19 protein-coding genes are annotated in these 22,790 nt (G+C 43.5%); 9 read left to right on the top strand and 10 right to left on the bottom strand.

Annotated features, from left to right (window positions below):
- Positions 1–12: 12 nt before the first annotated feature.
- The 3 genes from ACJVC5_RS16645 to ACJVC5_RS16635 all read left to right on the top strand — a co-directional run bounded on the left by ACJVC5_RS16645 (position 13) and on the right by ACJVC5_RS16635 (position 4,349).
- Complete coding sequence (locus ACJVC5_RS16645) at positions 13–2,139, top strand: 3-hydroxyacyl-CoA dehydrogenase NAD-binding domain-containing protein (protein ID WP_408096666.1); 2,127 nt, start codon at positions 13–15, stop codon at positions 2,137–2,139.
- On the top strand, positions 2,139–3,308 hold the full coding sequence (locus tag ACJVC5_RS16640) for an ABC transporter permease (RefSeq protein ID WP_408096665.1): 1,170 nt from the start codon (positions 2,139–2,141) through the stop codon (positions 3,306–3,308). Before ACJVC5_RS16645 ends, ACJVC5_RS16640 begins: the two co-directional genes overlap by 1 nt.
- 87 nt (positions 3,309–3,395) lie before the next feature.
- Positions 3,396–4,349, top strand: a complete 954-nt coding sequence (locus ACJVC5_RS16635; protein WP_408096664.1) for a hypothetical protein — start codon at positions 3,396–3,398, stop codon at positions 4,347–4,349.
- On the opposite strand, the gene ACJVC5_RS16630 is transcribed toward ACJVC5_RS16635, so the two are convergent.
- Genes ACJVC5_RS16630 through ACJVC5_RS16620 form a run of 3 tightly spaced genes read right to left on the bottom strand, consistent with a single transcriptional unit; the run spans position 4,346 to position 6,716 of the window.
- Positions 4,346–5,359, bottom strand: coding sequence for a tyrosine-type recombinase/integrase (locus ACJVC5_RS16630; protein WP_408096663.1), 1,014 nt, complete (start codon positions 5,357–5,359; stop codon positions 4,346–4,348). The two genes, ACJVC5_RS16635 and ACJVC5_RS16630, sit on opposite strands and share 4 nt — an antisense overlap.
- 41 nt (positions 5,360–5,400) lie before the next feature.
- Entirely contained in the window at positions 5,401–6,402 is a 1,002-nt protein-coding gene (locus ACJVC5_RS16625) for a hypothetical protein (protein ID WP_408096662.1), read from the bottom strand.
- Positions 6,399–6,716, bottom strand: a complete 318-nt coding sequence (locus ACJVC5_RS16620) for a hypothetical protein (protein ID WP_408096661.1) — start codon at positions 6,714–6,716, stop codon at positions 6,399–6,401. The genes ACJVC5_RS16625 and ACJVC5_RS16620 overlap by 4 nt, the downstream gene beginning before the upstream one ends.
- Positions 6,717–6,838: 122 nt before the next feature.
- Between ACJVC5_RS16620 and ACJVC5_RS16615 the strand changes: the two genes are divergently transcribed.
- Positions 6,839–7,972 carry a DNA recombination protein RmuC gene (locus ACJVC5_RS16615; RefSeq protein ID WP_408096660.1) on the top strand — a complete coding sequence of 378 codons (1,134 nt, stop codon included), beginning with the start codon at positions 6,839–6,841 and terminating at the stop codon, positions 7,970–7,972.
- A gap of 164 nt (positions 7,973–8,136) precedes the next feature.
- Here the strand turns inward: ACJVC5_RS16615 and ACJVC5_RS16610 are convergent, their stop codons facing one another.
- A complete protein-coding gene (locus tag ACJVC5_RS16610) occupies positions 8,137–8,454 on the bottom strand; it encodes a hypothetical protein (RefSeq protein WP_408096659.1) in 318 nt (105 codons plus the stop codon).
- 140 nt (positions 8,455–8,594) lie between these two features.
- On the opposite strand from ACJVC5_RS16610, the gene ACJVC5_RS16605 reads away from it, so the two are divergent.
- Positions 8,595–8,726 (top strand): hypothetical protein, encoded by a 132-nt coding sequence (locus ACJVC5_RS16605; protein WP_408096658.1) that lies wholly within the window; start codon positions 8,595–8,597, stop codon positions 8,724–8,726.
- Here the strand turns inward: ACJVC5_RS16605 and ACJVC5_RS16600 are convergent.
- Complete coding sequence (locus ACJVC5_RS16600) at positions 8,698–9,564, bottom strand: polysaccharide deacetylase family protein (RefSeq protein ID WP_408096657.1); 867 nt, start codon at positions 9,562–9,564, stop codon at positions 8,698–8,700. The two genes, ACJVC5_RS16605 and ACJVC5_RS16600, sit on opposite strands and share 29 nt — an antisense overlap.
- Positions 9,565–9,713: 149 nt before the next feature.
- On the bottom strand, positions 9,714–12,059 hold the full coding sequence (locus tag ACJVC5_RS16595; RefSeq protein ID WP_408096656.1) for a Tex family protein: 2,346 nt from the start codon (positions 12,057–12,059) through the stop codon (positions 9,714–9,716).
- 120 nt (positions 12,060–12,179) lie between these two features.
- Between ACJVC5_RS16595 and ACJVC5_RS16590 the strand changes: the two genes are divergently transcribed.
- Positions 12,180–13,175, top strand: coding sequence for an FAD-dependent oxidoreductase (locus ACJVC5_RS16590; RefSeq protein WP_408096655.1), 996 nt, complete (start codon positions 12,180–12,182; stop codon positions 13,173–13,175).
- On the opposite strand, the gene ACJVC5_RS16585 is transcribed toward ACJVC5_RS16590, so the two are convergent.
- Entirely contained in the window at positions 13,138–13,908 is a 771-nt protein-coding gene (locus ACJVC5_RS16585) for a hypothetical protein (protein ID WP_408096654.1), read from the bottom strand. The two genes, ACJVC5_RS16590 and ACJVC5_RS16585, sit on opposite strands and share 38 nt — an antisense overlap.
- Before the next feature lie 144 nt (positions 13,909–14,052).
- On the opposite strand from ACJVC5_RS16585, the gene ACJVC5_RS16580 reads away from it, so the two are divergent.
- Positions 14,053–14,721, top strand: a complete 669-nt coding sequence (locus ACJVC5_RS16580) for a hypothetical protein (RefSeq protein WP_408096653.1) — start codon at positions 14,053–14,055, stop codon at positions 14,719–14,721.
- Positions 14,722–14,741: 20 nt separating this feature from the next.
- Here the strand turns inward: ACJVC5_RS16580 and ACJVC5_RS16575 are convergent, their stop codons facing one another.
- Positions 14,742–16,406 (bottom strand): hypothetical protein, encoded by a 1,665-nt coding sequence (locus ACJVC5_RS16575; protein WP_408096652.1) that lies wholly within the window; start codon positions 16,404–16,406, stop codon positions 14,742–14,744.
- 200 nt (positions 16,407–16,606) lie between these two features.
- Between ACJVC5_RS16575 and ACJVC5_RS16570 the strand changes: the two genes are divergently transcribed.
- Both ACJVC5_RS16570 and ACJVC5_RS16565 read left to right on the top strand, forming a co-directional pair.
- On the top strand, positions 16,607–17,476 hold the full coding sequence (locus ACJVC5_RS16570) for a protein-glutamine glutaminase family protein (protein ID WP_408096651.1): 870 nt from the start codon (positions 16,607–16,609) through the stop codon (positions 17,474–17,476).
- 66 nt (positions 17,477–17,542) lie between these two features.
- The gene (locus ACJVC5_RS16565) at positions 17,543–19,495 is read left to right on the top strand and encodes a murein L,D-transpeptidase catalytic domain-containing protein (protein WP_408096650.1); all 1,953 of its coding nucleotides are present in this window, start codon (positions 17,543–17,545) and stop codon (positions 19,493–19,495) included.
- Here ACJVC5_RS16565 and ACJVC5_RS16560 read toward each other — a convergent pair.
- Complete coding sequence (locus ACJVC5_RS16560; RefSeq protein WP_408096649.1) at positions 19,492–20,550, bottom strand: hypothetical protein; 1,059 nt, start codon at positions 20,548–20,550, stop codon at positions 19,492–19,494. The genes ACJVC5_RS16565 and ACJVC5_RS16560 overlap by 4 nt on opposite strands.
- Complete coding sequence (locus tag ACJVC5_RS16555) at positions 20,547–22,781, bottom strand: hypothetical protein (RefSeq protein ID WP_408096648.1); 2,235 nt, start codon at positions 22,779–22,781, stop codon at positions 20,547–20,549. The genes ACJVC5_RS16560 and ACJVC5_RS16555 overlap by 4 nt, the downstream gene beginning before the upstream one ends.
- Positions 22,782–22,790: the final 9 nt, after the last annotated feature.

Raw genomic sequence — 22,790 nt, 5'->3', positions numbered from 1 at the left:
TTGGAGTTCAATATGAGTTACCAAAATCTTACGGTTGAAATTAAAAATGAATTGATGTGGGTGGGTTTCGGAAAGTTCGAAAAGAAATCCATGACGACTTTCACTAAAGAAACTCTTGAAGAGCTAAAGAAAGCCATTCTTGAGGCCGCTGAGCTGGATAAAAAGAACGCCGTTAAAGGTCTGGTGTTCTTTTCACATAAGCCAGGTGTGTTTCTGGCCGGTGTAGATATTTCTGTGATCAATGGTCTTAAATCTGAGGCCGAAGCTCTTCGCGCTCTAGATGAAGCTCATTCAATCTTTAATGCTCTTGATGATTTGAAAATGCCAACCGTTGCTTTGGTTGATGGTATTTGTCTTGGTGGTGGTCTTGAGCTCTCTCTTGCTTGTAAAAAGATTTTCATCTCTGATTCCCCTAAAACAGCTTTAGGTCTTCCGGAAGTGATGCTGGGAGTGCTTCCTGGTTTCGGCGGAACATACCGTCTTCCGAAAAAAGTTGGTCTTACAACTGCCATGGATATGATTCTCACTGGTCGTCAGATCAGGGGGAAAAACGCTCTTAAGATGGGTCTAGCGGACGCGATGTTACCAACTGAGCGTATGCAGGAACTGGCGAAAACTTATCTTCTTGAAAAGAAAACTGGCAAGAAGAAAACCATGAAGGAAGAGATGAGTGCTGCGGCCATGGACAACTTCCTGACTCGCAAAATTATTTTCCAGAAAGCTCGTGAGAAGGTGCTTGAAACATCAAAAGGTTTTTATCCTGCTCCTCTAAAAATTCTTGAAGTTCTTGAATCTGGTGCCGGTAAAAACCGTACTGACTACCTAACTCTAGAAGCACAGGCCTTCGCTGAACTTTCTCAAAGTGTGCAAAGTAAAAATCTTCAGCATATTTTCTTCCTGACTGATAATACGAAGAAACTTGAAAACAAAGATAAGCTCCCGACAGTCAAGAAGGGCGCGGTTCTTGGTGCTGGTGTGATGGGTGGTGGTATTGCTTGGTTGTTCGCTCAATCAAATCAAGCTCCGCTCATGAAAGACATCACTCCGCAGGCATTAGAGCTGGGTCTTAAACAAGCTTCTCAGAATTTCTCAGGTGCACTTAAAAAGCGTCGTATGACGGAAGATGAGTTTAACCGTAAAATGCGCTCCATTGAGCCGACACTTAACTTCGAAGGCTTTAAGGCCGTTGATCTTGTTGTCGAGGCCGTGGTTGAAAATATGGACCTTAAAAAGAAAGTATTCGCTGAGCTTGAGGAATACGTTCGTCCAGATGCGCTTCTCACCTCAAACACATCTTCACTTTCTGTGGAAGAGATGAGTAAGGCATTAAGAAAACCAGAGCGCTTCGCGGGCCTTCACTTCTTTAACCCAGTTAATAAAATGCCGCTGGTTGAGATCATCACCCATGAGCGCGCTTCGAAAGAAACTATTGATTCCCTCGTTAAGTGGACTCTGGACGCCAAGAAAACACCAATCGTTGTGAAAGACGGTCCAGGCTTCCTGGTGAACCGTATTCTTGCTCCCTACTTAAATGAAGCGGCCTTCCTTCTTGAGGAAGGTGTTTCGGTTGAGGCGCTGGATGAAGCGGCCCTTAATTTCGGTATGCCAATGGGCCCATGTCGTCTGATGGATGAGATCGGTCTAGACGTGTGTGTGAAAGTAGGAAAGATCATGCATGATGGTCTAGGTGAGAGAGCAAATCCAAGTTCTCTTTCAACAAAACTTTATGATGCTAAACTTCTTGGTAAGAAAAACAACAAAGGCTTCTACCTTTACGACGATAAAGGCAAAGTAACAGGGAAGAACCCTGACATTGCAAAACTTCTTCCGCAGAAGAAAATTCGTAAAGACGAAATGGAAATTCAAATGCGCTTGTTCCTTCCTATGGTGAACGAGGCCGCATACATTTTCGCTGATAGAATTGTAGACAAGGCCTCGACGGTTGACGTAGGTATGATCTACGGAACTGGTTTTCCTCCCTTCAGAGGTGGTCTATGTAAGTGGGCCGATCAGGAAGGACTAGATCAGATTGCCGAGCGTCTTTCGAATTTTGCCAAAGACGTAAACAAAGACCGATATCAAATCGCTCCATTCTTATCCATGATGATCAGTGATAAGAAAAAGTTCTACGACCTTTAATGAAAGTTTGGCCTTTTTTTAGATACTTCTTCTCGTATATCCTGAGAGCAAAGACTCGCCAGCGCCTGTTGTTTATCGCGGTGGTGGGTCTTTTTCTCTCGGCCTTCAGTTTGATGGTCATTCAAGGAATTATGGGAGGACTTCAAAAGGGTCTGATCGCTCGTTCTAAGGCCATTCATGGTTCTCATTTAATTATCTTTGAAGAACCAACGGCCGAATCACTTGCTCCCATTAAAGACATTCTCATTAAAGAGGGCATTCACTTTTATTCTGAATTAGAAACTGAAGTCATGTTGAAGTCCCGCAATTTTGTGGCACCCGCAAAGCTTCATGGAATTGATTTGGATGATGAGAAGCCTGAGTTTCTTCAGGACAAAGACTTTAAGGGTCTCGTGATGGGAAGTGAACTTGCAGGTAAAATTCATCTGCAGTTCTTAGATGAAGTTCAAATCATCGCACCAGGTGTGACTGATTCCATCATGGGTGAAGTACCACGTTTTGTGACGGAAACTCTTTCTGATTATCTTTACACAGAACTTTCAGAAGTTGATGAATTTGAAATTTGGTCGCGAGTGGGAATGGTGCAAAACCTCCTCCGTGCCCCAGGTGTGAACCAAATTCGTCTCTTTGGTGCCGTGTCTCCGGAAGTCTTAGAAAAAGTGCTGAATGTTCCCACTCAAGTAGAAAAACGTCATTTAAGCTGGGAAAAGATGAATGAGGCCCTGGTGTGGTCGCTAAATCTGGAAACCAAAGTGATGTTGTTTTTATTCATCAGCATGAGCTTACTGGTGGCGATTGCCATTACGTCGGGTCTTATGATTTTCTACTCAAAAATCCGCCGCGATCTGATGAGTTTTTGGATCCTCGGAATGGCCCAAAAACAACTGGTAGGACTGTGTTTTAAATTTACTCTCATTCTCTCGGCATTGACGGTGGTGATAGGGGGAATTTTTGGCTATATTACACTAAAATTACTTGAGGGATATGGTCACGATTTGATGCCTGATATTTTTGTCGAAAGACAGCTTCCCGTTCAGTTAGATTTCAGTCACATAGTGATGAGTTTGGTGATTCCATTCGGGATTTCACTCATTTTTAGCTATTTCTCGTTTGCCCACTTCCGAAAGGAAAATCAATCATTTGTAGCGATTGTCCGAAGTCTGGGATAATGGTCAGAATTTTTTAAAAGTTTTTCCCAGATGAAGGTAAAATAGAACGAGATTCAGGATGAATCTTCATCTGCATAAGAGGATTTTATGGCCCTTCAAAACATTACACAGTTTTTCTCTTCGTCATTCATCGCTGAAAATGCTCTGACTAAAACTTTGGGTGAAGAATTTGTTTTGTGTGAAAACGGAAACGTTGTTTTCCATTGGGCGGATTTTTTTGAGACTTGTGACCTGATTAAAACGCAGATGGAGAATGATCCTGTTCTTTCTGAGGACTATAAAAACCGTGAAGCGGCACTGGCGCGTCTGAGTCTTATTCCTGTCTGGATCCGTACGGAAAATAAAGTTCATCAAACTACCATGCATGACCTTTATGAGAAGTATATCCTGAATCAAACTCATCTCATGAGTGGTGTTGATCCATTCTGCCCGATTGAGCTTTCGTTTATTTCAGGGACAGGACCTTTTAAAGGCATGTCGATTGCGGAATGTTTTAATAAAACGACCTATAAAGATTTCGTTCTGATCAATCTTTTAAAAGGAAAACTTCCCAAGCGTGATTTCCGTATTCGTCTTAAATCAAAAGTGCTGATGGAGTATGGAACAAACTTCAGAGATGCTCATCTGGTGGCATTGGAGCAGATCACAACTGCGGGACTTTTGTTCTCAGTTGATTCAGATACCTTCATGAAAAAGATCTCTCAGAGCTCAAATTTAAGGATTCTTCTGAATACTGAGATGCTTGGCCAGGGGCATGGTAAAGAGCTCCCTGAGCTTAAAAATCACCTCTCGCAGTTTGCTTTTAATCTTATGTATTCTTCTCGAAAGGAAGATGCCATTCCTTGTAACTTTGCAGATCTCTCGGTTCAGTCGAGCTTTGATTTCTCGAAAGAAAAGAAGGTCTATCTTTTTATCTCTTATGAGAAACTTGCTGGTGCCCATCCGGCGAGTGTGAAGAACATTAAAAACTTTGTCGCACACACCAGAGAGCTAGTGAGAAACCACTATCAGAAAAATTCCGGAAATTTAAAGACCGCTTAGCCGTTCTTTTTAAGAGGGGCCTCGTAGTCCACTTCGTAAGCAGCACTCTTGTCCAGGTTCTTACGACGTTTGTCGTAGCGTTCTGTGGTTGTGATATTCGAGTGGCCCGCGAAGGTCGCCACATCACGAATGGCCGCATGACGAGTGTCCAGAAGGTGAGAAATCACCGTGGCCCGGCATGAGTGAGGAGAGACTGATTTATTGATGCCTAATTGCTTAGCGTATCGTTCGATCACGCGAAAGATGGTCGAGCCATCCATGGGTTTATCGTTCTTGTGTTTAATCTCAGTTTGAAGAAGGTAATCTTCTGGGCCCAGTTGGATGCCATTATCATTTAAATGGGCCACATAAAGCTTAATCTCTTCATAGACGGTTTCATTCATCGGAATCAAACGAAGCTTATCGCCCTTTCCTTGAATGCGTAGGACCCAATGAGTGCGGTCATGCACGATTTGATGCATTTTAAGATTCGTAAGTTCTGAGCGGCGAAGACCAAGGTGAAACAGCATCACCATGATGAGGCGATGAGTTTTTCCTTTATGAGTGTTTAGGTCCGGAGCGTTCATCATCTGAACCACTTCTTCATCATCAAACGCCACTGTTGGTGATTCAGTCTGGACCTTAGGCAGTTTTACAGTGTCGAGCGGATTAAACTCAATCAGACGAGCAGCAATGGCCCATTTCATGAATGAGCGAATGCAAACCAGGCGACGGTTAATAGTGGCCGAAGCAAGACCACGCTCCATTAAGTGATCACGATAAATCTGGAAGTGATAACTCTTAATTTCATTTGGATGAGAGATTTGCACATTACCGGATTTTAAAAAGTCGAAGAAGAACTGAAGGTCTTTAATATAAGCGGTCTTAGTGTCCTCAGAAAGAAACTGGACCAAAAACTCATTAATAAAATCCCGAATCTCGGATTTCTTTTGGGCCGCTTCTTGGAACTTCCGGGCCAGGTCCTGGTTCACATGAAGGGTCAGGGCATTGGAATCTTTTTTCTTAGACATGCTTTTATTTTAGGAGAATTCACAACTATTTCAATAGGGGACTATTCGGTCAAATACTGGACGAGGGTAGAAGAGTTTTTGAGTTTTTCGTCCGAAAGCCAAAAAGAGCCTTCTTCACGATTACAATCGATTCCCTTTTGGTAGTAGGCGCAGCTCTTACCCCATGTATTGCGGATTTTATATTCGCACTTGCCCTGATTCCAGCGACGAGCGGTAATAATACTGGCATGTAATCCCGAGAAGGTCGCCACACTTTTAACATCATAATAATAGGCCAGGGGGCGTCCTACATTCAAAGTTTGATTAATGGTATCGAAGAAGTTCTTAGGCGTTGCTGATTTAGGGTAAAGAGAGTTTACAGTTCTCGCAGGAACTCTCACGATATTTCTCTTACAATACTGGCGTACCATCAGATCCAATGTCGTATCCAAGCGGTCTTTCATGAGTGAGTGAGAGACCATTTCAAAATCCAATGTATTGAGACCATAATCCGGAAGAACTTTGCTGATCTCTTCGCAGACGAGTTTCTCTTGAAGCTTTTTATTAATCACACTGAGTTTAATGTCTTCCATTTTGCGAATGAGACTCATCGTGGTGCGGCCTAAGTGTTGATCAAAAGGAAGGGCCTTCTCTGCGCAAACTCTTCCGCGCTGGTTTAAAGCAATGATGGCGATGTCCACGAATCCACTTTCTTTGATGAACTTGAAGTTTCTCGTGTTGTATTTTTTTATTGGAGTCGGAGTTGGATCCACTAGCTCTTTCAAGTAATCCATCGTGCTCATTTCTCTATACTGACTATAAATGAGACTTGTATGAAGTGAAGAAATGGGGGTCTTCATTTCTGCCGACATGAGGTCTGCACCCGCAAAGGCATAACACCAGCCGATGGAGTCTTGGTTGCGTGGAGTAGAGAAGTGCTCACGCATTTCTTTACTATCGCGAATATTCGGATTGGTGTTTCTAATATCAGTGGGCGTGCAATCTTTTTGAGCAACTTGCGCCATGACCTCAAAACTAAGAAGAAGGAGAATTAGGAATTTCATGGTTTCACCTGTTTGAAACTCATGAAGAGATGTTCCTGGTCCACATAGTAGGGTGCTTTATAGCACATAGGAACTTTTTCTTTCTGTCCTACAACCCTTGCAAAAAAAGGTTTTCCCTCTAATTGGTAGCAAAGCGAGAAGCCTGGACTCTGATCTGGGAAAAATTTGAATTCGATTTTCTTTTGCAGAAAACATTTTTCAATGTCTTTGCAGTCTTCGGAAAGATAAAGTTCGGTTTTTTTATCGAAACAGACTTTTACTTTTTTCTCATTGTGAATGATTTCTACTAGTTCACAGGCGTGAACTATCTGCACAGAGAAGAGAATAAGAACGAAAATTAAAAATCTCACAATAACCATTCGGAATAGTCGGATACAATCTTTAGCTTTCTTTTCTGTTTTGGCCCAGAATATAATTGAGTTATCAAGGAGTTAGAATGGCATTAGTAATTTTAAGTGCTATTGGGGCCTTCATCGCAGGCCTTGCAGTTTATCACTTCCGAGTTCAGAAGCTATTGCTTGAGCACGGGATCTTAAAAGAGAAACTCGCCATTCAAGAAAAGGCCCACATCGAGTCATCTGAAAAATTAGAACTCAGGCTCAAAGCTCTTACTCAGGAAATTTTTGAAGAAAAATCTCGTCGCTTTCGTGAAGATTCTCTTCGCGGAATGGAACTAGTTCTGAATCCTTTCAGGGAGAAGATGTCTGACTTCCAAAAGAAAGTGGAAGAGATGCATCTCACCGATACAAAAGATCGTCTGAAGCTTCACGCTGAGATTGAGCGTATTGTGATGACGGGCCAGAAGATGACTTCTGAGACGGAAAACCTCACGCGTGCTCTTAAAGGTGACGTGAAAATGCAAGGGAACTGGGGCGAGATGATTCTCGAAAAACTCCTTGAGGCCTCTGGTCTTCGAAACGGCGAAGAATTTATTCTTCAAGGGAAGGAGATGGGTCTTAAAGATGAAGACGGTCGCACCATGCAACCGGATGTGGTGATTCATCTACCAGAGAATAAGCATTTGATCGTGGACTCAAAGGTGAGTCTTGTTGCTTATGAGCGCTTTGTGAATGAAGGGCAGGAAGAAGATCTATCTCACTTCTTAGATTCTCTCTATGCTCACATCAAGGGTCTTTCTTCTAAGAACTATCAGCGCCTGGATAAACTTCAAACTCCGGATTACGTGATGCTCTTTATTCCGATTGAAGGTGCCTTTATGCTCGCTATGCAGAAGGATCGTGAGCTCTTTAATCACGCTTGGGACCGCAACATCATGCTGGTTGGTCCTTCTACCTTACTTGCGACTCTAAGAACGGTCGCGAGTCTCTGGAAGCAAGAACGACAAACTAAGAACGCCATCGAGATTGCCCGTCAGGCAGGTGCTCTTTACGATAAATTCGTTGGTGTGGCACAGGACCTCGATAGCATGCAGAACCAAATTAAGCGCGTAGGAGATTCTTTTGAGGACCTCAAATCACGAATGATGACAGGGAAAGGAAGTCTCGCCTCGAGGATGGAGAATCTAAAAGAGCTGGGAGCGAAGACGACGAAAAGTTTAGAACTCACATAGACCGCATAATCCCGACTTTTATGTCGGAAATGATTTTCATGACTTGAACCCTCTAAAGTCACAATTTGTGACCTTAACATGTTCAACTAGCTGGAATTCATTTCAATTAGGTTGTGATGAATTTTGGATAAAAAAAAGCCCCTCTTGCGAGGGGCTTTATTGTTTTAGAATTGGTTGAATCTTTCGCAGCTACCAACGGCCGTAGCTGAAACAGTGATTGTTCGGCCATATTGATTGGCCGATTGTTTAACAGTTCTTTGAGCGATATTGTCGTTAGAAATATAATAGTCCGCGCCTGAGCATTGACGGTTAAGTGCGATTCGAGCTTCTTTTTCAGCACATTTTGTAACTTCTGCTGTTTGAGCGGCCGCTGAAATTGATGGATCTACAGTGCTATGACATGAACCACCGGCCTTAATAAGTCTGCCAGCGAATGAAGATACTGATAGTGATAATAAAGCAATTACAGTGAGAAATTTCATGCTTAATCCTTGGGTGTAAGTTTAATGCGCCCATAAATCGCATGAGTTTGGACCAGAGTCGACTGTAAAAAGTACAATCGATTAAAAATTACTCACATTTGATCTCAAGTTTGGAGGAGAATTTCCGAAGAGGTGAGCCCATGAAAAACTTCATCCTGATTTTCACTGCCCTGGCCGGAATCTTCTTTTTGAAAGTATCCGTTAAGCGTGAGCCTATGGCGATGAATGTTCAAATCGCAAAAACTACAGCTTACAATTCTTCCTCACGCTAAACTCTTCAACTTGGTCTAAAGGGACGATCTCCAGATGATTCTCTTTGGCATATTGTAGGAACAGTTCAGTTCCTCCCACGCTACTTTCCTGAATATCATGCTGAAGCACCACGCCCCCTTGGGTCGGATCTTCAATTTCGGTGCGGACTTTCACTTGAGTAAGTTTCCCATTCACTCTCATGGTTTTATAAGTAATAAACTTTCCGCCCTCGTTACTCGCCTTAAAGTTTTGGAAGACTTCCTGAGCGCTCATACCTGGAATCCAGTCACCTGAATCAATGTCCCAGAAGGCGAATTGAATACAGTTATCCTTTAAGAGTTCTTTGGAGATTTCTTTCAAGGTGTTCATGTGGTGATGGTCCTTACGTCCACCGTAGGCCGCATATGGAAAGCGGTAATAGAACTTATTAAAGGGGTGTCCGGCCTTCTTATACCACTTAGAAAGGTCTAAGAATGATTGCTTAACCTTGGTCTTCCATACGTCCTTTGTGATCTTGGTCGAATTATCATGAGCGCGTCCGTGGGAGGCCAGGATATGGCCCTCATCCAGAATCCGTTTCACGATATGGAAGTTTGAATCTGTAATTTGGGATGTGACCACGAAGAAGGTGGCCTTTGCCTTATATTTTTTAAGCGTATCTAAGATTTTAGGGGTCTTTTGGTTATGAGGACCATCATCAAAGGTCAGGGCGTATTTGCCCGTTCTGTGAAGCGAAGGGGCCCCATATTGGGTATAGCCCTTGTCTTCATTGGTGTACTCGCGGTCTTCCGGGTATTGGTCAATTCCCGCATGAGTGGTCATAGGAATAAGCAGAAGGGCCAAGAGCCAAGTTTTCATAGTTAAACCTCAAATAGATGAGGCTTTTCTATCAAACCGGATGCCAGAAGGGAGAATTGAATTTTAAGGGGTTAGGGAGCGGGGATGTCGACTTATTTTACTTTCTCTGGAGAAAGTAAACAGGGTCCCCGAAGGGACCCTAAATGAAATCATTTTTTAAGCTGAAGACCTTTAAGGCCTGCAAACGCATTGTTCTTAAATTGAGGTCCTGATTGCATAGGTTGAGATTGTGGACGAGAACCGCCGCCTTTACCCGGACGAGGACGACCTTGGTCAGTTCCTGTCACACCTTCCGTTTGCGAATCAGACTTACAAGAAAGAGAAATACGACGACGGTCCATATCGATACCGAGCACGCGTACTTTTAGTTCCTGGCCCACTTTAAGTTCATCAAGAGCGTTCTCAACGAAACGGTCACTCATTTCAGAGATGTGAAGCAGACCGTTTTCTTTGATACCGATGTCAACGAAAGCACCGAACATAGCGATGTTCGTTACAACACCGTTATACCACTGGCCAATTTTAAGATCTTTAAGTTCAGAAATACCTTTCGTAAACTCAACTGACTTAAACGTTGTACGTGGATCTTGTGAAGGAGCTTTTAAACACTTCACGATATCCTGAAGTGTAATGTCACCAATCTTTTCTTTAAGCGCCTTATCAGTCGCGAGATCATTTTGTAGAGACTCGTCTGTGAGAAGATCTTTAAGATCTTTTTTATGAGCTTTTACCCATTCTTCAAGCACAGGGTAGCGCTCAGGGTGAATGAAAGTTCCATCTAGTGGATGTGGCCCATTGTAAATACGAAGGAATCCTGCCGACTGCTCGAAAACCTTTTGTGTGAAACGAGTCACTTTTAAAAGATCTGCACGTGATTTGAAACCACCGTTGGCATCTCTGTATTTCACAACATTCTGAGCTACCGTTGGACCGATACCTGAAACGTAAGAAAGGAGAGGAGCTGAAGCTGTATTTAAATCCACGCCGACGAAGTTCACACATGATTCAACCACTGCTTCAAGGTTGTTTTTAAGTTGAACTTGGTTCACATCGTGCTGGTATTGGCCCACACCAATTGATTTTGGATCAATTTTTACAAGTTCCGCGAGAGGGTCCTGGAAACGACGAGCAATTGAGACCGCTCCACGAACCGTAACGTCTTTATCAGGGAACTCTTCACGAGCGATATCAGAAGCTGAGTAAATGGAAGCTCCCGCCTCAGAAATCATGGTTGCTTTAACTTTACCATCTTTCACTTGTGGGATGTAAGTTTCAACGAATTCTAGGGTCTCACGTCCATAAGTACCGTTACCAATGGCAATGTACTCAACGTTAAACATCTCAATCATTTTTGTAAGAATTTGGGCCGCACCCACTTTATCATTCTTTGGTTCATGAGGGTAAACCACATGGTCACCCATGAACTTACCAGTGTGGTCTACGATAACGACCTTACAACCTGTACGAACACCTGGGTCAATACCAAGAACGGCCTTTGAACCAAGGTACGGTTGAAGAAGAAGGTTTTTAAGGTTCACACCGAAGACTGAAATGGCCGCAGTATCGGCGATCTTTTTAAGTTCGTTTTTAACTTCCAGATCAAGTGAAGGCTGAATGTAGTTTGTGTATGATTTTTCAGCACACTTTTTAAGCAGCTCGTAGTTTGCGAGTTTGTCGCGCTTAGGGAAAAACTCACCTTCAATCAGACCAATTCCAACTTCAGGAATAATTTCAGCGTCTACTTTAAGAACTTTAAGATTCATACCACGTCTCATGGCCATATAACGGTGAGAAGCTTTTGGATCTTTAAGTTTTGCCAGTGGCTCAGAGAACTCAAAGAAGTCTTTAAATTTAGCAGCGTCTTCGATTTTGTCTCCGTCTTTACGAAGACCAGTTTTCATGACACCAGAGTCCCAAAATGTCTGACGGATTTTTTCTTTAAGCTCTAGCTGATGGGCCATTGATTCCATGATAATGTCACAGGCACCATTGATGGCATCTTGAACATCTTTCACTTTACCAGCTGAAGGCTTAACGAATTTCTCTTCAAGCTCAGCGATAATTGTACGAACGTCTTTATCACCTTTAAGGATCATCTCAGAAAGTGGCTCTAGACCATTGTCTTTGGCGATCATGGCCTTCGTCTTCTTCTTCGATTTGTATGGAGCGTAGATATCTTCTAGTTGAGTAAGAGTCGTCGCAACTTTAATTTGACGCTCAAGTTCTGGAGTAAGAGCTTCCATCTTCTTAATCGCATCAAGAATGAAAGCACGACGTTTTTCTGTCTCTACATACTCATTATATGACTCTTGGATGTCGCGGATCTGAACTTCATCAAGGTTTCCTGTTACTTCTTTACGGTAACGAGAAATGAAAGGAATCGTACATTCTTCTTCGAACAGAAGTTTACAAGTTGCCATGATTTTAGCAGGGGCAATCCCAAGCTTCGTGGTACAAAAAATCATAGCATTCGGGTCTAGTGTCTGTGCGGCCATTAGGCAGATCTCCTGAAAATATATCTCAAAATTACGAATCAAAATGGTAACGATGGAGAGTAGAAAATGGCAAGAATTTGTGAGAATATGTGAGGGAAAAATAAAAATAAAGGATAGAAATTGACGACTCTTGCCATTATTGGTAGCGGAATCGCTGGAAGAAGTTTGATTTACACTCTTGCCAAAGAGGAAAAATCCTTTGAGAAAATCACTGTTTTCTATTCTGATGCATTTACTTTTCCCTGCACCATTCATTCTACTGCCATCGTTGCTCCTCGAGGTTTAAGCTCTGGACATTCTCCATTAGGTGACAATTTAATGGCCGGTTTCAATGAATTCTCAAATCACGTTGAATTAGAATCGCCAAAGGGTGTGGAAAAAATCGTTCAGTACACCGGTGCCACAGAAAAGCTTGATATGTTCAAGAATCGTTATCCCAACGGTTCTGTTCAAAAACTTTTTCTTAAAAATGAGACCTACATCGCAACTGAGAACGCTTTTCTCATTGATCCGACTCTTTATACGGATTGGTTGTTAAGCGAGACCGAGTCCATGGAGCAGTATCATTTGGAACTGATTCAAGATCTAGTGATTGAGGTCGAAGAGAACGAACGTGTTCATATTAAAACGCAGGATGGAAGAGGCCATTCGTTTGATAAGGTGGTCTTTGCGGGCGGGAACTACAACCGTTTCTGGAAAGATCTGGCCCCGACTTCAAAACTAAAAACAAGTAAACCGGTTCAAGGCTCTTATTTCCAATTTGATCTCATCCAATGGGAGATGGATTCTTTCTCACTTACCTTAGATGGCGACAATCTTATCTGGAACAAACCGTTAAAGCGTCTTTTAATTGGTTCAACCACGGAAGACACTGGCCACTTGCTTCCCCCAATGGAAGAGCTCAAGGCCATTTATCAGCGAATTTCAAATGCTGTTGCTTTAGAACTGCCACCAATGGACAAAGGTGAGATTAAAGTTGGTCTGCGTGAAAAGGCCCAGAAAAGAGAACCGTATCTTTTTCAAGAGGGGCACAAGATCTTTATCGGAGGACTTTATAAGAACGGCTATACGCTCAGTCTTAAAATGTCCAAAGACCTCTCTCGTCAATTCCTTTAACACGCTTATAGAACTCATTTAAGCAAGCATCGCTCTCGTAAGATCTTCGACGGGCCTTAATGTCGTTCTTGTAAATAGGGAGAGGTTGCGAAGAGTGTTTAAGCGCTTCAGGGATCATCTTGCTTAAATTCGCAATCGCCGTTTCTGTTTTTGATTTAAGATCTTTACAGTTGTTACTTGGAACATGAATAAAACCGAAGGTCTCTTCCGGATAGTAATGAGCAAATTGATAAGCAAGATTATTACAAACAAATGTTCCGGCATTATTTGAAACTTCAATCTCCGCGCGATTTTTCTGATCAAGAGAGCAGTACATTTTATCCAAAGGGTAGTTGAGGGCCACTGCGGCCTCGCCTTCTGCTAAAATCTTAGTGCTTTTTCTTTCATTCCCTTCATTGTCCGGGCCCTTGGTCTTATCAAAGTTTCGGCCCGCGATTTCGATTTTAAAATTACAGTTGGCCTCACCTAGACCAAGAATCAAAGTCGGTGCACTCGATTCGTTTTTAAGGCAATTTTCAAGCTGTGCGAACGACTTATCAAACACCGTAGAAAGCGCACAAAGTTTCAATTCAAAATCTGGGTGGTTTTTTAGCCTCTCATTCAACGCCAAGGCAACTTTCTCGGAGTTGTTGAAGGGGGCCTTATCAAAGGCATCGAAGTAGCTCAAAAGCACCACGGGGCGGGCCCATAGATCAAGGGCCATGAATAAGGCAAAGACAGTCAGCAGTTTCATGGAGTTTTTTTCCCATTTTTGACCCTGTTTTGGAAGGGGATCGGGAACTTTTTACCCCAAATTCCGGTGGTGCCAAAAAGGCCCAATAATTAAAGAAAGAGACCGACAAGCTAGCTATCCACACTTTAATACCAAGGATGGCCCATGAAAAAATGGATTTTTTCGCTGGCACTCGTTTTCACTGTTTCTCTTAATCACTCTCAATCACAAGAAATGATCATTGATCATGACCATGATCACGCTCCGGGGATTTTTTCTCCCATGGACGCTCAATATTTAGACCCGGCCACTGTAGAGACGGGTTACCTCGCAGTTAAAGGCATGCAGGTCACTAACTACAATCAAGAGGCCCGTGCGAAGCTTGATCGTGCGTTTGTGGTTCTTGAGCAAGTGGTGAACTCAGAAGAATTTAAAGAGCGTGTGATCAACTTCCGTAACACAAAAGGCGAGAGAGCTTTCGCTTCAAATAAAGGTCTTTCAAATGAAGAGATTTATGGAATCTTCATGGAAGGACGTGAGACGCTTCAGCAAGACACTCCGGGTGAGATGAATTTCTATCTCAATATGTACAATCGTCCTTGGTCGAAAGTGATTGGTTATACAACAGGGGACACGAATGTGATTAATACGAACTGGAAGTTTTACAAGAACTTTACGGTTGATAGCGTAGTAAGTAACCTTGCTCACGAATGGACCCACAAAATCGGGTTCGATCACAAGTCGGCCCAGGAGCACGATTCAGCTCCCTATGCGATTGGTTACATCGTCGGAGATATGGCGAGACAAATTCTTAAAAAAGAAGAGCTCCACTAGGGAGCTCTTTCTTTATCTGATTACCACTTTCTAGATTCTTCAAGAAGCTTGTTCACAACCTGAATGAGCGGTTGCGGACGCGGATATTTAAACTCACAGTTAACTTTGATTGGAGCACCACCGTCCATCGGAAACACCGGACATTTCGGGCTTTCCGCGAAGAAGCGTGCTGATTCTTCGTAGATGAAGCTGTGAGCGGCCCATGCAGCGGCCTTATATTCTTTTGGAGGAACGCCTTTAGCGAAGTTCCACTCAGGAAGACCAGCAACTGGCTCGAAGTAATTTCTCCAGTCACGTGGAACGACCCAGAAGAAGTCCGGCTGGTGAGTTGAACCACCAAAACCTTGGCCACCTTTCTTAGCAACACGCCACTGGCCACCAACCACTTTACCTTGAGAGTTTAATTCAAGGTCATAGTTGAAGGTAAAAGACTTGATCTTATCATCTAGTTCAGAGTTCACTTCTTTCTTCTTCGGGAATTCCCAGTCTACGTACTTAAGATTCACCTGAACACCAACGATGTGAGTTGATTCAGGGTTACGAGAAACACGGAATGGATCCTTCTCACCGTACTCATTGCGAGAAAGCACGGAATCACTTAGAGGACCTTCTTTACCGGTCTTTGGGTTATAGTAGAAAAGTTCATAACCAGAAACTGGTTGGTTTGCTACTGCGGCCTCGGCGGTTTTATCAACCACGAAGCTTCTTCCTTCAATACCGAGGATGTTAACCATTGAAACGTGGAAAATACCTGGGTGAACGTCAGCACAGCGAGGGATAAGTTCTAAATCATCACGATCTTTTTCAACATCAATGTAGCGACCGTTCTTATCTTTATCAGGATTTTTTTTGTTACAACGGTTACCTTCAAAGATCACGTTCGATTGGATCGTTGAGTTGGCCCACATAAGCGAGATGAGCGCCTTGATGTCATTTGGATAGAAAGGAAGTTTTCTTCCATTTGGAAGAGTCACTGTTACAGTTTTTTCCGGACGATCATAGTGACCAGCGGCCACGGCCCATCCGTGACAGATACCTTCCCAAGTTGCCATCAGTTTGTTGGCATCAGGAATACGATAGCCTTCAGGAATTTCGATCGCAGAAAGGAAGCCCCATTTCTTTTCATTACCCCATCTCTCGGCAAACGCCCAAATGCGGTTGGTAAGATCGAAGGTCGTATCACCAAGAAGTAGGTCGTACTTTTCAGAGGGAGCAAGTTTGGCAAGCTCTTCATCGGTCAACTGATTGATGATGGGATAAATTTCTTCCGAACGCTTTTTGAAGTCTTTAACGTTCTTTTTCCAGTCAATGTGCTTACGAGCTGAGAAGATCAGAGTTGTATAATCTTTATCTTGATAGGTGTTAGCAATCTGACCACCGTTAAGAGGCCAATAAGACCCACCCCAAGGTTGAACTTTGGTGTTCGCACTGTTAAGGTTACGTTTTTCCATCTCATAAACGTTAGAAATGTAGCCATCACCTTCGTTCAAGGCACGAAGACGTTCATTAATTCTGGCCGTCTCAAATGGCCTATATGGATAGATGGTTTTGTTCGGTTCTTTCACTCCACCGGGAGTTGAACAGTCCTGCGTTTCAGCGTCGCAATCGTCCTGGTTGTCATACTGAGCGAAGACTGGCGTGGCCATAACTACCAACGCGAGTGACATGAGAAGATGTTTTTTCATGATGCCTCCGGAAACAGATTCCAATTTTGCGGAGGGGAGTATCAATTGGAACGTCAATCCACCAGTAAAATCATGCTTTTAAGTAAAGTTTACAAAAAGAATTTGGCCAGTAGTTTCAAACACTTAGGGTTAGTTTTAGGTGACAGCTTTAGTCCAGGAATGAATCATCTTTCCCAAGATTATGACCTGGAGGTTTGAACATGAAATGGACTTTTGGAATTCTCGCCTCTGTATTTGCCCTAGGAACGAGTGCCTATGCTTCGGTGGAGGTAAGTGCCACCAAGGTTTTGCAAATTGATTATGCTCAAAAGGGAGAGTCTGAGACCCTTATCTATCTGGCCAATGGAAAAGTGGCGAGACTGGATAAGAACTCGGATCTAATACCCCATCTCAAGACTTCCCTCAAAAAGAAGGAGTGGGTGAATGTCACGACCACTTTCGAGCGAGAGCTCCTGGCGGTGGAAAGTATTCCTGAACCTGAGGACAAGAGTGTGGAGGAGTTCACGTCTCAGAACTCCATTAAAGAGTATCGGGCCAGTGTGATTCCTACTTATGATCAGGCCTACAAGATCTATAAAGGGATGAACCGTCGTTATCAACAAGAGTCTCAATGTTATAACCGCGCTCACGTGTGGAGTTGGGAGATGCTCACGAAGCATCAAGTGCGTTCGATGAAGGCCTTCTTGTTCTTCACCAGAAAATATATCCGTCGTTATAATTTTGAATGGTGGTTTCATGTGGCACCTTTCGTCTATGTACGCGAAGATGGAAAGATCAAAGAGAAGGTCATGGATTATCGTTACACCTATAGTCCAGTTTCTATGAAAGAGTGGACTGACATTTTCATGCACAACAATGCTGAATGTTCTGAGGTCACGAAATACACAGATTATGAATACACTCGAGAAGATCCCGCCAAGGGCTGGTGTATGCTCTTAAAAGTTCCGATGTACTATTACCAACCCATTGATCTTGAGGCGCTGGATAAAAAGAGTAAGCAGAAAGATTTCTGGGGAGAGTGGGACCTTTCTAATGCCTATAGAGAGGCCTTTGGGATTTACTCTAAGTAGGTAATAACATTCTTTTATTTAGGTTTCTTGTCAGGGTTTGTCGGGTATCAACCGATAAGCCCTGAGATGAGATCATTAATTGTTTTAGGTCTTCTCTTATCGTTTTCGGTTCTGGCCAGAACCAATGATGCTCTCATGCGAGAATCCTGGACGCGTGATCTTAAAACTTTACTTGCCCAAATTGAAAATCAAGAACCACAACTTTTGGTTGTGAGTGAAAAGAAGTTGCTCTTGAAGTTTTCTCTCATCGCTTCTGCTTGGGCCGATTCTCGCTTTAACTGTTTTTATGGTGGTTGGCCAAGTGTGCTTCGTTCAAGTGGCGGGAAAAAACTTTGTCAGATGCCTACGAGGTCTAATCCAAATTACAATCAGGGAAGTTGCAGAAAGAGTGAGATTCAGTGTCAGCCGATGCTCTTTGATAAAGGTCTCTGTGTACCTTTCGGTACGGCCGAAGAAAGACGTTCTTCTTATTCAAATTGTGAAAAGAAATTTCAGGCCAAAGGCGGAAACTACTCTTTCTTAGATAGTCCATCAGAGAAAGATCTTCTTGAGCTGCAGGAAATTTCTTCCGTGGCCGGTGAAGTCTGTGGGCCCCAATCTGATTCTCCACAAAAGAACACCATCATTTGTAAAAACATTATAAAGAAACTTCCGAATGGACTGAAGTCCATTCAGCAAGGTGTCGCAAGAGACACGGCCAGTGTTGAACCTGGGCCGGTTCCTGAAGTAAAAAAAGAAAAAGTTGTTGCTGTTGAACCGGTGAAAGAAAAAGCAGTGACCCGACATAATGAAGACGATTGTGATGAACCTTCTCATTCTCATCGCGAGGTTCAAGACTTCGCTAAAAACCTAGGGCAGGTCGCTAATAGTTCTTTGGATAGTATGTATGAGGACATGAAACAAAAGTTTCAGAATTCTCCCTTTTGTAAACCAGAGAATGTGATGAATGACCCGGGGAAACAACCGAGCGGTGTTTTCATTCGTCTGTTGGAGAGAGATCTCAGAGGACTTGAGTATAGCAACAATATTGAAGACATTCTGAGTCGCTATGAAGTGTCGTCATCGGCCCGTAGTCAGGTTCTTTCTTTTGCTTCTCAAATAAAGTCCAATAGTGGAGATGCTAAGACTTTAAGGGCCCGAATGAAGGCCGTTTTCTATCAGGACGTTCTTAGGAATAAGGACCTTGATATGAGTAAGTTCCAAAAAGATATTGCGAATGAACTGGTGAAAGACCATGTGTTTAAAATGAGTGACAGCGATGAACCAGAATGTCCTTTTGTTTCAAAAGACGCCTTCATGAAGGCCATGAAAGGACGCGGATCGATTCTTAGTAAATATAAGGGAAGTGTCAAACTTCCTGATCAGATCACCATCGTGGATTATTCACGCCCTTCCAATGAAAGACGCATGTTTGTTCTTGATCTGGATCAGCTTGAAGTTCTTCACAATACTTGGGTCTCTCATGGGATCGGAAGCTCAGAGGACGGGGGAGGAAGTGACGGTCTTGGTGGAAGTCCAGAGATGTCCAATGCCAATGGTTCTCTAAAATCATCGGACGGATTTATTCTCGCAGGTAAAGCAAGTCATGGCAGTACCTTTGGAGACAATGTGATCTTAAACGGTATTGATAAAAACAATTCCAACCTTGCCGGCCGTGCGGTTGTGATGCACGAATGGATCACTCCCATGGAAGATTACTCAATCGGCGCCAGACAGTATGATCGCAGCACTAAAAATTTCAGTACACCGGTGGATACCGTTCAGCAATTGAGGAATATTGATCCCAATACGGCCAGCACCAGAGAAATTGAAAACGCCATTTTTGATATGACTGACGCCACCCGGGTGTCTAAATACATGGCCACAACCGAAGGCTGTCTGGGAGTCTCGGGTGCGGTGATGAAACACTTGGATAAGAAGAAAAGAAATGTGAGTCAGTTGGAGGCTTTGAGACAAGATCTTCCGGGCTCGATTATTTTCAATTATTCGGGCCCGGAGATGGATTCCAATTTTTTCTAGAAGCGAACAGCAAAGTCAGCACCGAAGGCCGTCGTTTCAGGACGGAACTTTAAGAGTGCCTGAGAGAATAGTCCCACACTTTGAAGATACTTGATCTGCTGAGGGAAATACGTGAGAGACAATCTTCCACGGTGTGAAAGGTTGTTGTTAAAATCTCTCGATCCAGTCTGGGCCCCACGTTGGTCCCAGTCCATCGTGATTACTGAACCCACTTGCCATTTATCATTGAAGCGATAGTTCGCATAAGGACCACCACTCACGATCATGGTTTGAAGTGCTGTTGGTCTGCCACCAACAAACGGAGCAGGTTTCACATTGTTCTTATAGTAGATACGATAAATTTGGCTCATGAGACCCACGTTCCAGTGAAGGTTCGGTAGGTTAAAAGCAAAACTATTTGAGGCCACCCAACCAAAACGCATTTCATCGTCTTTTGAAATTTCTGAAGTTGGGAATTCATATGAAAGTGTTGAATAAAGTGTACCAGCAGAAAAACGCGCAGCTGGAAGACTCACATAAGCACGAGCATTGAAAAATTCGCTGTCCGGTCTATTGGTAAATGTATTTCCCGAACGATCTTTATTGTTAACTTCTTTAGTATAACCATTGGCGGCCGAAAGAGTCGCTCCCACTGCCCAGTCAGTATTGATCTGATGGCGAAGGTTCACAGCGTGGAAACTTTGCATCGGAGCAAAGCCCGAGTTTGGAGTATCTAGTCCCTCTTGGAAAACGTTATAGGTGTTCCCACCGCCAGCGGCAGTTGGCCCCAAGAATTGCTGATAATATCCTAGAGAAGTGTTCTCCCATAAACGACGACCCAGACTTTTCTGAGGCATCCCGATTTGAAGAACCTGACCTGTGTTTGAGCTTTGGTAAGTTTGGTTAGCGCCCGAGGCCTGTGCCAGGGCCGCGTTGCTACTGTTATTGCTCTGAAGGCTCTGAACGTTCATGTCGTTAGATTGAGCTCTTGCCGCTTGAAGCATGAACATCAGTACGAGGCCCGCCATGGCGGCGATCAGAATTTGTGAAGAGAGTCCTTTCCGATTGATTTTCATAGAGTGTTTCCTGCGGTTTTTTGGTTTTGGGCCACGCCGAGGTTATCTAGTTTTTCCCGGTCTGATAAAAACTCTTTCAAGTTGTCGATCACAATCATTCTCTGAGTTGATTCAATGTCTTTTCCGAGACGATTCATGATCTCCTCTCTGATTCCCACGTACTCAAGAGTGAGGTTGTGGAGAAGGGTCTCGAATAGCATATTGGCCTTTGAACGAGTGAGCATCTCGGCCGGTGTCAATGCTTGTCCTGAAACATCGCGCTTGATGAGAAGAGCAAGCTCTTCACGCTTTGCTGAATAAATCGACTGAAGAATCCAAACGGTGTTTCGCACAGACCAGATATACATGTTAAGGCCCATGTTCGAAGCTTCTTCCGCCTTAGAGTTCTGTAGATACAGAATTTCCCACTGACGCTTCATATAGGCACGGAACTCTTTTGTGTCGTAAACATCTTTTTGCTTAAAAAGGTCCGAGTTCGCACGAAGGTTCTTCAGCACAGTTCCATGTTCTTTGCGACCATTCGAGTAGAACTCCGCAAGTTTTTGGATACGGTCATAACCTTCCGGCTTTTTAAAATCTTTATAGCGCCATGAAAGAATATTAGTCATCTCTTCCATGAAGACGAAAGAACGACCAACATAATAGTCATTACGTTTTTGTTCTTTGTCCTGATCGAGCATCACATAGATTTGATCCAGGATGAAGCGACCCATGCGGTCCCATAAATAAAGTTCCAGCTGCTGAGTGCGGTTGATCTCATTAAAGAGGTATTGCTTCATCTTCGCTGACATGTTTGGATTTTCTTCGCGAAGTTTAAAGATCATATTGTTGTAACGCTCAAGCTCTTCCCAGGTGGCCTCAATTTGCATTGGGAAGTTGTATTGGGTTTCAAGCTGCTCAAGACGGCCCATACGAGAGGCGAACTCGATGTTCTCTTCGTAGGCAATTTGCATTTGCTTAAAGTTACTCATGCGCTCGCCCCAAGTGGCCTTGTTCACTTGGTCTGAGTCAGTGGTAAGAAGCATATTTAGGAAAGAGGGTTTTGCTTTTTGAGTGGCACCGTCACCTAAGCTCACAAGTAATGGTTCAGCATTACCGTTCGTAACACTTGAAGGTTGAATGATGTTGGCCATGATAAAGTCTTTATTATTGGCCGGAGCTGCATTCGTAGTTGATACAGTGTCAGTCACTGGAAGAGTTGCTGGTGCGGGTGTCACAGTCGGTGCTTTCGCAATGGCCTCTTTACTGCGCATATCATTGATGGCCACATCACTCGTGTCCAGGACCAGCATGATTTCGTTTTTAATGTCCAAATAGGCCGAACGCACACGTCCCACCGCCTGCATGGCGTGAGGGTTCATAGGCATGGTGATGAAGTAATATGTGAACGGTCCATAGACCGCCAGAGCGATGGAGTAGCCCAAGTTGTTTTTAACTGTCTGGAAGAACCAAATGACCTTTCCCACTGTATAGCGATAGAGAAGTCCCTTAGCGTTGTTTACAGGACGGGCAATGAGTCGGGCCATGAAGTTTCCGCCGTCTTTTCTCAGCAGGGCGAGCTTCATACGGGTCTTATTCAATTTATGGGCACGAACTTTCGTATCAACGATCTTTTTAAGTTCAACTTTATAGTTTTTGAAAACCAGCTGACGCTCTTCCCAAGTTAGAACCGGATCCATTTCAGCGGCGAGGATTTTGTTGTAGATGTTGTTAATTGCCGGATCGTTTGCGCGTTCTTTGATTGAAACGCGGATAAGCTTAGAGTTGTAAGCGGTCTTTAATAGCTGTTCGACTGAATTAACGATTTGAGTATTGGATTTGCCTTCTCCTGCGTTCTTATATTCCATTGAAAGGAAATTATAAAAGTGGTTAAGGATCGGACAAGTCAGGTCCATTTCATGGAAATCGGGAATGGCCGCCTTTAGGGCCTCCTTATCTGAGGTGAACGAAATATCGCCTTGAACGTTAAAGTAGTCGTAGCGCTGATATTCTTCTCCACCGTTGCGGAGAATTCGTTTTAAGACGTAACCGGTTCCGCCCAGGATGAGACCCACTTTCAGTTCACCGATGAGGCCATCTTCCTTGTATTCAAAGCCCGAGAGTCCATTCATATTACGAATAGGAGTCACAACACCATCAATGGCGTAAAGCTTCTTACCACCGTCCTGGAGAACAGTTTCCAGGAACGGTTGGAGTTTTGGAATGTCAGCTGTCAGTAGTTCTAGTCTCATAACTTAAAT

It is taken from the genome of Peredibacter sp. HCB2-198 (assembly GCF_045999315.1).
Lineage (GTDB): Bacteria > Bdellovibrionota > Bacteriovoracia > Bacteriovoracales > Bacteriovoracaceae > Peredibacter.
Note: the sequence above shows the minus strand (reverse complement) of the source record. Positions and strands in the feature narration are given on the sequence as shown.